Annotated in this window: 10 protein-coding genes; 5 read left to right on the top strand and 5 right to left on the bottom strand. The window is 64.2% G+C overall.

Translation table 11 applies throughout. The features are described from left to right. Position 1 precedes the first annotated feature (1 nt). Complete coding sequence (locus tag Q6D67_RS03220; protein ID WP_304704134.1) at positions 2-634, top strand: methyltransferase; 633 nt, start codon at positions 2-4, stop codon at positions 632-634. On the opposite strand, the gene Q6D67_RS03215 is transcribed toward Q6D67_RS03220, so the two are convergent. Continuing rightward, complete coding sequence (locus Q6D67_RS03215) at positions 612-1,922, bottom strand: hypothetical protein (protein WP_304704133.1); 1,311 nt, start codon at positions 1,920-1,922, stop codon at positions 612-614. The genes Q6D67_RS03220 and Q6D67_RS03215 overlap by 23 nt on opposite strands. Positions 1,923-2,052: 130 nt before the next feature. Here Q6D67_RS03215 and Q6D67_RS03210 point away from each other — a divergent pair, with 130 nt between their 5' ends. The 4 genes from Q6D67_RS03210 (at position 2,053) to rapA (ending at position 8,442) form a co-directional block, all read left to right on the top strand. Then, positions 2,053-3,519: a wax ester/triacylglycerol synthase family O-acyltransferase gene (locus Q6D67_RS03210; protein WP_304704132.1), complete on the top strand. Its 1,467-nt coding sequence runs from the start codon at positions 2,053-2,055 to the stop codon at positions 3,517-3,519. A gap of 147 nt (positions 3,520-3,666) precedes the next feature. After that, the gene (locus tag Q6D67_RS03205) at positions 3,667-4,656 is read left to right on the top strand and encodes a LysR family transcriptional regulator (protein WP_304704131.1); all 990 of its coding nucleotides are present in this window, start codon (positions 3,667-3,669) and stop codon (positions 4,654-4,656) included. Between the two features lie 21 nt (positions 4,657-4,677). After that, positions 4,678-5,496, top strand: a complete 819-nt coding sequence (locus Q6D67_RS03200) for a TatD family hydrolase (RefSeq protein WP_304704130.1) — start codon at positions 4,678-4,680, stop codon at positions 5,494-5,496. A 141-nt stretch (positions 5,497-5,637) separates the two neighbouring features. After that, positions 5,638-8,442 (top strand): RNA polymerase-associated protein RapA, encoded by a 2,805-nt coding sequence (gene rapA, locus Q6D67_RS03195; protein WP_304704129.1) that lies wholly within the window; start codon positions 5,638-5,640, stop codon positions 8,440-8,442. Positions 8,443-8,446: 4 nt separating this feature from the next. Here the strand turns inward: rapA and Q6D67_RS03190 are convergent, their stop codons facing one another. The 4 genes from Q6D67_RS03190 to Q6D67_RS03175 are packed head-to-tail and all read right to left on the bottom strand — an operon-like array spanning position 8,447 to position 12,413. Next, entirely contained in the window at positions 8,447-9,214 is a 768-nt protein-coding gene (locus tag Q6D67_RS03190; protein WP_304704128.1) for an SDR family NAD(P)-dependent oxidoreductase, read from the bottom strand. A 48-nt stretch (positions 9,215-9,262) separates the two neighbouring features. Continuing rightward, on the bottom strand, positions 9,263-10,795 hold the full coding sequence (locus tag Q6D67_RS03185; RefSeq protein WP_304704127.1) for an acyl-CoA carboxylase subunit beta: 1,533 nt from the start codon (positions 10,793-10,795) through the stop codon (positions 9,263-9,265). A gap of 35 nt (positions 10,796-10,830) precedes the next feature. After that, complete coding sequence (locus Q6D67_RS03180; RefSeq protein ID WP_304704126.1) at positions 10,831-11,619, bottom strand: enoyl-CoA hydratase; 789 nt, start codon at positions 11,617-11,619, stop codon at positions 10,831-10,833. 11 nt (positions 11,620-11,630) lie between these two features. Then, positions 11,631-12,413, bottom strand: a complete 783-nt coding sequence (locus Q6D67_RS03175; protein WP_304704125.1) for an enoyl-CoA hydratase/isomerase family protein — start codon at positions 12,411-12,413, stop codon at positions 11,631-11,633. Positions 12,414-12,417: the final 4 nt, after the last annotated feature.

Here is a 12,417-nt window from a genome sequence, read left to right as displayed (position 1 = left end):
GGTGGCCGGCAGCGGGAAAAAACCCGTAATCACCGAGCGCAAGTTTCGCGGCATGATCATGCCGAACACCTCGCACCCGGCTATCCGGCGGGTCCGGCGCCAGGGCAACCAGCCCAGCATTCACGGCAACAAACTGTGGAAGTCCAGCTGCCTGCTGCTGGACTATCTGGGCAAGCGTACCCCCGAGCACCACGGGCGAGTACTGGATGTGGGCTGCGGCTGGGGTATCGCGGGGCTCTGGTGTGCCGCCAGGCTGGGCTCCGAAGTCACCTCCATGGACGCCGACCCGGATGTCTTCCCTTACCTGGACGCCGTCGCTGCACTCAACGGTGTCCAGACACGACACCTGGTGAAGCGCTTCGAGCAGCTCAGTACCCGTGAACTGGCGCAGTACGACCTGCTCATTGCCGCCGACATCTGTTTCTGGGATGAGCTGGTCAAACCGGTCACCAACCTGGTGAACCGCGCGGTCAAGGCCGGTGTGAAGCACATAGTGATTGCCGACCCGGAGCGCTCGACATTTCTGGAAATGGCCCAGACCTGTGTCGATCGCCACTGCGCGGAACTGCTGCCCTGGCGCTGCCGCGGCAGTGTCGAGGCCCGCGGCGCCCTTATGGTGATCGAAAACGCCTGATGGCCTCGGGATCCAGGTAGCGGTAGTTGCGCTCGACCTCCGCAGTCGCCACCGCGGCTCCATTCTCAAACCGCGGTCGGAACCGGGTAGCAAGCAATTTCCGGTAGAGCCGCATGGCGAAGCCCTGCTGGCTCTCGTCCGCCGCAGTTGTTTCGACATCGCGTGGGCGCCCGCCTGCGGTCACGGCGAAGCGCGCCAACACCGGCACACCTCCCACCCCGGTATCGCGGGAAAAAGCGCCGTTGTCCGGTAGTTCCACCGGGCTGCCAAACCATTTCTGCAGTAGTGCATCCTGGCCGGTCGCCTGCAGGTAACTGACGACCTGACGATACTCCTCCCCTGCGCGGCGGCGATCGCCATTCCACTGGTGCCAGTCCGCCAGTGCCAGCAGGGCCTGCGCCAGTAGCTGTTCATCGCGCGAGGCGGCCGAGTCAATAAAGCCGGACAACAGCTCACTGCCACGAGCCACCGCGCTGCGCTGGACATTGACCAGGCGCTGCTCGTGAACATCTATTTCCTGCAAAGGCTCACTGCGGAAAGGTGCCGCCGAGGTGAAGCCGCGGGTGGTGCTGACCATCCTGGGAGTTACCAGCGCCTGTATCAGGTACAGATTGCGCAGTTGGCTGTCCAGCAACTGCCAGTAGCCCGCTGCGTCCAGCGCGGGATCGGCGGCGGCAAGTAGCTGTTCGTTGGCCTCGTACAAACGCAGCAGGCGGCGGTGGTCAGTGCTGTCCAGTTGTCGCCGCAGCGCCTCCCGCTGCCAGCGGAAGTAATCCACCGCGGACTCCACATCCAACTCGCCCAGGGTCGCGGCGAGCCGGAAGTAATAGTCATAGCGCGCGTCCAGCCCCTGCCAGTCTCCAAGACTGCGATGTATCGCAAACAGACTGCGCAGCAGCGGCATCTGGTTGTCGCTGTAGAGGCCTTCATTGATTCGCAATACATGCAGTGCCCGCTGGTATAACTGCCCCGCCTGCTCCGCCTCTCCCGCCTCCTGCAGGTAGCGCCCCATATCCATCAGCGGCTCCGCCAGGGCCGCGGCATAGGGGCCCTCTTCCTGCTCCAGCAGCAGCAGGCGCTCGCGCTGGGCAGCCACCGCTGCGCCTTGCCCCTCCCGTGGCGGTTGCGGCGCCGACGCCAGCGGCGCTTCGTCAGGCCAGTGCCGATCGAGACGTACGAAATCACGCCCATAGGTCGCGGCAGGCGCGGCCATTACCGGATTGGCCAGCAGCACCGCCAGTAGCACCGGGCCGGCCAGCCGCTGGACATTCAGCCATGGTGTCAACAAGATCTCACCTCTTCCTGTCCTTAGCCAATGGAACTGCCTGCTAGAGCGGGCAGCGGGTTAATGATATAACGACATTGGGCAGCTACATACTACTGCCACGACGGCACACACAGGGCGAGACCGCAACAGCATGAAGCAGCTTGGTATCCTCGACTCCGCGTTCATCAACATGGAGCAGCCGAACACGCCCCAGCATGTGGGCTCACTGGGAATCTATGATCCCTCGACCGCGCCCGGCGGCAAAGTCCGTTTCAAGCAGGTGATTGCCACCTTCGAGCGGAGACTCGCCAAGCAGCCACTGTTCCGAACCCGGCTGGTACGGGTACCGGGGGGACTGGACCGACCGTACTGGGTAAAGGATGCCCGTTTCGACGTCGAATTTCACCTGCGCCATATTGCGCTGCCGAAACCGGGAGACTGGCGCCAACTGTGCATCCAGGTGGCCCGCCTGCACTCCCGGCCGCTGGATATGGGCAGGCCGCTGTGGGAAGCCTGGATAATTGAGGGCCTGGACCGGATACCGGGGTTGCCCGCGGGGAGTTTCGCCATCTACACCAAGATCCACCACTCCCTGGTCGACGGCATGGCGGGGAGCAGTATCGTGGCCCTGATACACGACCTGGTAGCTGACCCGCAGGCTGCCGCAGCAGAGGACGAGCCGCCGAAACTGGTGGACCCGCAGCCCAGTATCGCCGAGCTGTTGGCGCGGGCTTCGATCAACGGCATCCGCAATGTCACCGGAGTTGTCAGCGGGGGCATCAGCACCTCGGCCCAGCTTGCACGCTACCTCACCGCAATACTGCGCAAACAGGTCCCGCCCCCGGATATCAGCGCACCCAAGACCCGCTTCAACCGGTCGGTCGGGCCCCACAGGGTGTTCACCGCCGCGGAATTCACCCTGGAACGGGTCCAGGCGGTCAAGGACGCGGCCGGAGTCAAGGTCAACGATGTCGCCCTGGCAATCACTGGCGGGGCGCTGCTGCGCTATCTGGCGGAGCTGGATGAAGTACCGGCGGCGGCGTTGGCAGCTACCATCCCCTTGAACATGCGCACCCGGCGGGACAGCAGTGATGACAACAACCAGGTCGGTTCGGTATTCACTTCATTGCATACGGACATCGCCGACCCGGCGCAGAGATTGCAGGCCATTCACCTGAGCGCCGTTGCAGCACAGCGCTCCGGAGACAACAGCCCCATCGTGGACGTGGTGAAACTGGCGGGGGTTTTCGCGCCTGCCCTCACCCGGCCAGTGTTGGGATTCTGGGCGCGCAATCATCTGTCCAGCTATCTGCCGGTCAATGTTTCCACTGTGGTGTCCAATGTCGCGGGGCCCGACTTTCCCCTGTACTGCGCCGGTGCCAGGCTGGTGGACTACTACGGCCTCGGGGTGCTGACCCCGGGGCTGGGCATCTTCCACATGTTTTTCAGCTATTGCGGCAAGGTGACCATCTCCGTGCTCGCCGACCGCGAGATGCTGCCACAACCAGAGCGCTATCAGGCCTGCCTGGAGAGCGCCTTCGAAGAACTCGAGGCCGCCTTCCTGCCGCGACCCGCCAGACGCCGCAGACAAAAAAAACCCGCCAAGCGGCGGGTTTGAAATTGCAACATATTTGGACCTGGACGGACCCATCCGGCCGTTGCCGAGCGGATGGTCTTTAACCATGTAACAATGATAGGAAAAGCTCTAATATATATCTAATGTATTTTTGTTATGATCTACATGAATTTAAATCATGTGGCGGCAATGGATACCCTCAATCTTAACAAAGTCGATCTCAACCTGCTGGTAGCACTGCAGGCCCTGCTGGAAGAGCGCAGCGTTTCGCGAGCCGCGGAAAGGTTGCACATCACCCAGCCGGCGATGAGCAAAACCCTGGCCCGCTTGCGGGACCTCTTCGAGGATCCACTGTTCACCCGCAGCAATCGCGGTATGCAACCCACACCGCGAGCCGAGGAGTTGGCCACGGAACTCGGGGTTGTCCTCCACGACATCACCCGGCTGGTATCGGGCTCCCGCTTCGACCCCTACACCTACAGCGGTGAGATCACCCTTGCCCTCTCCGAGTATGTGGGTGTCGCTCTGCTGCCGAGCCTGATCCGGCGCCTGCACCAACATGCTCCAAGGCTGTCAATTCGCACCATCACGCGGGTGGAAAATCAGCTGGAACAGCTGGCGACGGGGAGTCTCGACTTCGCCATCCACATCGCCCAGGCCCACTACCCCGAGGAATTCCGGACCCAGGTGCTGGGTACCGCACCAGCGGCGATCCTGGTACGCGAAGACCATCCCCTGACCCACGGTGACATCACCTGGGAGCGGTTGGCGCTGTACCCGGTAATCCGGGTGTATGTGCCGGACCTGGAACAGGTAGAACTGGCCCGCTCTTCCGAGGCCTTCATGCGGGTGCGCCACCCCCAGCAGGGTTCGCTGGAAACCTCTCACCTGATGACCGCGATGGAAGTTCTGCGCAGCACCGACTACTTCCTGCCGGGCCCTGCCTATGTGCTGCAGAATTCCCATGCCACCGACGGCATTGTGGCGCTGCCGACTCCGCCGGGGAGCGACCACACGCTCAAGTACATGCTGGTGGCCCACCGGCGCACCAGCCACTCCGCCATGCACTGCTGGTTGTGGGACCAGGTGCTGGACACCATTCGCACCATGGCCGCGGAAACCACGGCAGCCCAGCGGGTCCGTTATCCTGCTATGCTGTCGCCCCTGGCTCCGCAATGAACTGCAACAACCGGACCGATAATGAGTAAGAGCAAGCGCCGCGACATTCCGCTCTACGACACCCCGCTGATTGAAACCCATTGCCACCTTGATTACCTGGATCAGGAGCAGCTGGCAGAGACCCTGGCCCGCTCACGGGAAGTCGGCATTGAGCGCATTGTGACGATTGCGGTGTCGGCGGCCAACCTCGATCGGGTGTTTGAACTGACCCGGGCCGCGGACGACATCTGGGGTACCCAGGGCGTTCACCCCCACGAGGCGGAGTGTTACGACAGTGCCGTGGCCAACATCATTCGCGAGCGTGGCAGCGACCCCCGCATCGTTGCCGTCGGCGAGATCGGCCTCGACTATTTCTACGACCACGCCGATCGGGCGGTGCAGCGCCGTGTGTTCGCCGCGCAGCTGGCGCTGGCGGTGGAACTGAACCTGCCGGTGGTAGTTCATACCCGGGAGGCGGACGAGGACACCCGCGCCATCCTCGGCGAATTCAGCTCGGACCTTGGCCGCAAGGGCGTTATTCACAGCTTTACCTCCGGCCTCGCCCTGGCCGAGTTCTGCCTGGACGCGGGGTTCATGCTGGGTTTCAACGGTATCACTACGTTCAACCGGGCGGACAATGTCCGGGAAGTGGTGGCGGCTACGCCGCTGGGCCAGCTGGTGCTGGAGACAGACTCGCCCTACCTGACGCCGGTGCCCTACAGGGGCCGTCCCAATGCCCCGTTCTACCTGCCCTTTGTCGCCGAAAAAGTTGCCGAGGTGAAGCAGGTACCGGTGGAGGATCTGCTGCGGGCAGTACGCCGCAACAGCCAGGCGCTGTTCTTCCCGGACGCGCTGGCCTGATCGGCACCTGGTTTGACGCCAAAAGCTGGAAACAAATGTTGGCCCGGAAATTTCCCCGGAAAACCTGAACCCATCGGCAGTCGATGCTAAACTGGGCGCCTTTTTTCGCAGGCTCCTGGCCTGCCACAATGACAGGATGCTATGGATTATATTGTCGGCCAACGCTGGGTCAGCCACGCAGATGCCCAGCTCGGGCTCGGAGTAATCGTTGAAGTAGAGCCGCGGCGGGTTACCCTCAATTTCCCTGCCGTGGGTGAAGAGCGCACCTACGCTGCGGAGAACGCCCCGCTGACCCGCCTCCGGTTCAAGGAGGGTGACCACATCTCCACTTCGAGCAATCTGGAGCTGGTAGTCACCCAAGTGGAAGAGAGTGGCGGCCTGTTGCTGTATACAGGCACCGATCACCATGAGCAGCCAGTGACCGTATCCGAGCTGGACCTCGACGCGTTCGTGCAGATCACCACGCCGCAGCAGCGGCTCCTCAACGGCCACTTCGACAAGACCAGCGACTTCGCGCTGCGGGTTGCCACCCTGAATCAGCTCGACCGCCTGCAGCGCTCCCCGGCCCGCGGCCTGATGGGGTCCCGCACCAGCCTGCTGTCGCACCAGGTCTACATCGCCAACGAAGTCGGCCAGCGCTACGCGCCACGGGTTTTGCTGGCGGACGAAGTCGGCCTGGGCAAGACCATCGAGGCGGGCATGATTCTGCACCAGCAGCTATTGACCGGGCGCGCAGCCCGGGTGCTGATCCTGGTGCCACAGACCCTGCTGCACCAGTGGTTGGTGGAAATGCTGCGGCGCTTCAATCTGCATTTCTCCCTGTTCGACGAGGAGCGGTTGCAGGATCTGTCCGGGGTCGACGAGTTCGGCGACGAGGTGCTGCCGGAGCTCACGGAATACAACCCTTTCGAGAGCGAGCAGCTGGTGCTGTGCAGCCTCGACCTGTTCCGGGAATACCCGCACCGCCAGCTGCAGGCCCTGACCGCCTCCTGGGACCTGGTGGTGGTAGATGAGGCTCACCACCTGCACTGGTCGCCGGAGGCCCCCGGTGAGGACTACCGCTTCATCGCCGCCCTCGCCCGCCAGAACCCGGGCCTGCTGCTGCTGACGGCAACCCCGGAACAGGTTGGCATCGACAGCCATTTCGCGCGCCTGCAGCTGCTGGACCCGGAGCGCTTCCACTCGCTGGAAGCGTTCCGTGCGGAAGAGCAGCAGTACCGCCACTGGAGCGAGATGGCACAGCAACTGGAACAGGGGGAAGTGCCGGCGGACCTGCCGCCCGGACTGGACCCATCCGCCCCCGCTGACACCCTGATTGAGCAGATTCTCGACCGCCACGGCACCGGCCGTGTCATGTTCCGCAATACCCGGGCCGCCATCAGCGGCTTTCCCCAGCGGGTCATGCACCGCTACCCGCTGCCAACGCCGGATGCCTACAGCCACGCCAACAGTGACGTGCTGGAGGCGCTGCACCCGGAATCTCCCTACCACGATGACAGCTGGCTGGCGTTCGACCCGCGGGTCACCTGGCTGGAACAAACCCTGAAGCGCCTGCGCCCGGAGAAGGTGCTGGTGATCTGCGCCCGCGCTGCCACCGCGGTCTCGCTGGAGCACCACCTGCAGATGCGTGCCGGGATCCGTTCAGCGGCCTTTTATGAAGGGTTATCCATCATCGAGCGGGACCGCGCCGCCGCCTACTTCGCCGATGACGTGAACGGGGCCCAGACTCTGGTCTGCTCGGAAATCGGCAGCGAGGGGCGCAACTTCCAGTTTTCGCACCACCTGGTCCTGTTCGACCTGCCCCTGAACCCGGATCTGCTGGAGCAGCGTATCGGGCGCCTCGACCGTATCGGCCAGACCGAGGACGTGCAAATCCATGTACCGTACCTGCAGGCCAGTGCCCAGGAAACCCTGCTCGACTGGTACGACCGTGGCCTCGACCTGTTCCACGAGAGCTGCTCCGCAGGCACCCTGATCTTCGACCGCTTCGAGGAACGCCTGCTGACGCAGCTGCGCGGACGCACCGCGGAATTCGACGACCTGCTCGTGGATACCGCTGCCTTTACCGTCGACACCCGCCGTGAACTACGGGAGGGGCGCGACCGCCTGCTGGAACGCAACTCATGCAAACCGGACGTGGCGGCGGCGGTGATTGCTGAAATCGAGGCCAACGAAGACAGCGACACACTGCAGGCTTACCTGGAGTCCCTGTGTGAAGCCTACGGGGTAGAACACGAACATCACTCCGACCAGGCCCTGGTGTTGCGCCCCACGGACCACATGCTCACCGGCCACTTTCCCTGGTTGCAGGAGGAAGGCACCACCGTCACCTTCTCCCGCGACAAGGCGCTGGCCCGGGAAGACATGGAGTTCCTGACCTGGGAGCACCCCATGCTGGTGGAGGCCATGGATATGGTGCGCTCCACGGAGCTGGGCAACGCTTCCCTGGGCACCATCAAGCTCAAGGGTATCGCCCCGGGCACCATGCTGCTGGAGAGCATCTTTACCATCAACTGCGTGGCGCCCCGGACCCTGCAGCTGGAGCGCTTCCTGCCCCTCTCGCCCCTGCGCCTGCTGGTGGATGCGCGCGGCAAGGACCTGGCCGGGCTGGTGCCCCACGAACGGCTCAACGGGCTGGTGGAAAGGGTGAACAAAAGCACGGCGCTTGCGATCATCAAGCAGGTGCAACAGGAGGTCGACGCCAAAATGGTGCTGGCGACGAAGCTCGCGGAAACGCAGCTGACTCCCACCCTGGCGGATGCGGAGGCGCGGATGCGCGGGGAACTGGGCGCGGAGCGGGAGCGCCTGCAGGCGCTGCGGGCGGTGAACCCTTCCATTCGCCAGGAAGAACTGGACCACCTCGACTACAAAATCGAGGAGTGTGCCATTCACATTCGCCATGCCAGCCTGCAGCTGCAGGCCCTGCGCCTGATCATTACCACTTGAGCACTCAGGACACCGCGACCAGCCCGCCGTCCAGTACCAGCACATGGCCTGTGACCCAGGCCGAGGCCCTGGCGCTCAGGTAGATCGCGGTACCGGCGGCATCTTCCGGCGAGCCCATGCGGCTGATGGGGAAGGCCCTGGTCAACTCTTCCTCGTGCCCCGCCATGTGCGCGGTCATCTTGCTGGGGAACAGGCCGGGCGCGATCGCATTGACGTTTACCCGTTCCCGCGCCAGTTCGGCCCCCAGATGTCGCGTGAGGTGATGCACCGCCGCCTTGCTCGCGGTATAGCTGTAGTTCTGCATGTGGCTGTTGGTAATGCCATTCACTGAACCGATGTTGATTACCCGTGCGGGATCTGCATCCGTGCCCGCCGCCCGCAGCGCCGGCAGCAGTTGCTGGGTGAGAAAGAAGATCGACTTGACGTTCAGGTCCATGACCTTGTCCCAGCCGTTCTCGGGAAACTCATCGACACTCGCGCCCCAGGTGGCTCCGGCATTGTTTACCAGAATATGCAGCGCCGGCTCGCGCTCGCGGATCTCCGCGGCGAAGCGGGTAACACCGTCCGCGGTCGACAGGTCCGCAGCCAGGGCAATGCACTCACCCTGCTGCGAGAGCTCCGCAGCAGTCGCCTGCAGTTCATCCTCCCGGCGGGCGGTAATGTAGGTGCGCACGCCGTTGGCAACAAAGCCCTCGGCTATCATGGCCCCGATACCACGGGAACCACCGGTCACCACGGCGACCTTGCCGCTGATATCAAACAGGTTTTTCATTGTTATCCTCCGGTTGTAACGATTCAAAGGCAGGCCCCGCGGGGCGCATCAGCAGGCAAGAACGCCGGCGGTGCGAAGCGCCTTGAGCACCTCGGCGCGGGTGTCCGCCGGGTCAATCACGGCGTCTATCTCCAGATAGGAGGCCGCTTCAGTGGCTTTGCCGGACTCGTACAGGCGCGCCACCAGCTGCTCGAACAGCGCCTCGCGCTCGGCGGGATCGGCAATCGCCTCCAGCTCCTTGCGGTAACCCAGCTTGACGGCGCCCTCCAGACCCATGCCGCCGAACTCGCCGGTGGGCCAGGAAGCGGCGTAGACCGGTGCCATGAAACTGCCGCCGGTCATGGCCATGGCGCCCAGACCGTAGCCCTTGCGCAGAAAAATGGCCACCACCGGCACCGTGAGACTGGCACCGGCAAGGAACAGGGAGGACATGCGCCGCACGGCGGCCTCCTGTTCGCTGGCGGGACCCACCATGAAACCCGGGGTATCGGTGAGGGACAGCACCGGCAGGCCAAAGGCGTTGCACCGCTGCAGGAAGCGGGCGGCCTTTTCAGCCGATTCCGCGTCCACCGCGCCGCCGAGCTGCTGGCAGTCGTTGGCGATCAGCGCCACCGGTGTACCCTCGAGGCGAATGAAACCGGTGATGATGCCGCGCCCATAGACCCGGCGCAGTTCGAGAAAGCTCCCGCTATCGGCGAGTATTTCGATAACCCTGCGCACCGGATAGGCCCAGCGCCGGTCGGCGGGCACCAGATCGCGTAGCGGAGCCTGGTCGTCACAGGACCAGTCTGCTACCGGGCCCTGGAAGTATCCCAGCAACTGCCGCGCCAGGGCGGTGGCTTGCGCCTCATCCTCCGCGGCGATATCGACCACGCCGTTCTTCAGCTGGACGTCAATAGGGCCGATGGCCCTGGCCTCGACCTTGCCCAGGCCACCACCTTCGATCATGGCCGGGCCCGCCATGCCGATCCAGGAACTGCGGGTAGCGATGGTGAAATCCGCGCAGCCGAACAGGGCCGCATTGCCGGCGAAACAGTAGCCGTTGTTGACGACGATACGCGGCACCTTGCCCGCCAGCCGCGCCCAGTTGCGAAATGAATGCAGGTGCAGGCCGGCGATCTGGGTCAGGACATCGGTGTCGCCGGGGCGCCCACCGCCACCCTCGGTGTACATGACCACCGGCAGACGATGCTGCTCCGCCAGTTCACAGAGACGGTCCAGCTTGCCGTGGTGGAAGAAGCCCTGGGTCCCCGCGAGCACCGCGTAGTCGTTGACAATAACCGCCACTCGCGCCGCCGCGGCGCCGACACTGGCGGCGTTGATGGTGGCGGTGCCGGTGATGATGCCGTCGGCGGCGGTACTGGACTGCAACTCCAGGTAGTCGCGACGGCTGCGCTGGGCGGCAACCGCCAGCTGGCCGTATTCCTGAAAGCTGTCGGGGTCTACCAGGTCCGCAAGGTTCTCCCGCGCCGTCCGGTAGCCGGCGCCGTGGCGCCGGTCCCGGGCTTTCTCCCGGCCCGCATCCAGGGTGCGCAAGAGACGCTCTCGCAGGGCCAGCAATTCGGGGCGCAGTTCATTCATGGCACCGCGCTCCCTGTTGGCCGCCGCTGCAAGGCTCAGCCCTGCTGTTTCTGCTGCTGGCCCCTGCTGGTCACCGCCTGCCTCTGGGCCGCGATATCGTCGCCGGAGACGCGGGCATTGGCATGCGCCATAACCTGTTTCTCCATGGCCAGGCCCGCACCCATGGTCATTTCCAGGCCGTCGTTCACCAGCGCCTTGTAGGCCTTGACCGTCCAGGGCACACAGCCGGCTATATCATCCGCCAGTTGGCGGCAGGCAGCGGCCAGGGCGTCGGGCTCCACGACCCTGCTCACCAGGCCCCAGGCATCTGCCTGCTCGGCGCTGATGAAGTTGCCGCTGAAGTGCGCTTCCCGGGCCCGGCTGTGGCCAATGATGCGCGCCAGTTTCTGCGACAGGCCCCAGCCCGGAGCCAGGCCCACCCGGCAGTGGGTATCACCGAAGCGGGCATTGCTGGAAGCAATGAGGATGTCTCCCATCAGCGCCAGCTCGAAACCACCGGTTGCGGCGACGCCGTTGATGCCCATGATGATCGGGCGGTCGAAGGCGCGCAGCGCGGCGTACACATCGTTGTCGCCGTGGATGGCAAACGCAGCCAGGCCCTGCGGATGGTCGCCCAGCGCCTTCAGATCCAGGCCCGCACAGAATGCGCGCCCCTTGCCAGTCAGGATAACGACACGAACATCCTTGTCTTCCTGTAGCTCGCGAAAGGCATTGCACAGGTCCCGCAGCAGCGAGGGCGACAGGGCATTCATCGCCTCGGGGCGATTGAGCGTCAGCGTGGCTATCGGGCCAGCGCGTTCCACCAACAGTTCAGCTTGCGCCATGTCCCTGCCTCCTATTTGCCTTGCCATACGGGGGCGCGCTTTTCGACAAAGGCCGTTACCCCCTCGCGCGCATCGGCACTGGCGATGCAGATGGCCTGCAGCCGGGCCTCCTCGGAAATGCTGTCGTCGACATTGTGTTCGATGGCAAAGTTGAGTGCCGCCTTGGCGTGGCGCAGGGCCAGCGGCGCCTTGCCCGCCAGCTCTTGCCCCCACTGCAAGGTATCCTCCAGCAACGACTCCGCCGGCACCACGCGATTGCACAGCCCCAGCTCCCGGCAGCGGACCGCGGGCAGCTTTTCGCCGGACACAATCAGCTCGTAGGCGCGCTTGCGGCCGAGGGTGCGCACCAGATGCCAGGTGGCGCCACCGTCGGGCACCAGGCTGATGGCCGCAAAGGCCTGATACATGTAAGCGTTTTCCGCCATTACCGTGAGGTCACAGACCATGGCAAAGGAGCTGCCCACGCCGGCCGCGGCCCCGTTGACCGCACTGATCCAGGGTTTGGGCGCGTCGGTAATTGCCATCAGCACCGGCTTGTACTCGGAGTTCAGCTGCTTTTCGACATCGAAATCGTCGCCCGCCACTTCCGAAAGATCGGCACCGGCGCAGAAAGCCCGGCCCGCCCCGGCCAGAACCACGACACGTACAGTGTCGTCTGCATTGACTTCCCGCACTGCCTGCAACAGATCGTGACGCAGGGCGGCATTGAAGGCGTTGAGACTGTCAGGCCGATTGAGGGTAACCAGGGCGACCTGGTCATGCCGTGCTACCGTCACTGTTTCATAATTGGCCATGGTT

The sequence above is a fragment of the Haliea sp. E1-2-M8 genome, from assembly GCF_030649675.1.
In the GTDB taxonomy this organism is placed as follows: domain Bacteria; phylum Pseudomonadota; class Gammaproteobacteria; order Pseudomonadales; family Halieaceae; genus Haliea.
The sequence above is the reverse complement of the archived record's forward strand: the minus strand, read 5'-3'. Positions and strand labels throughout refer to the sequence as shown.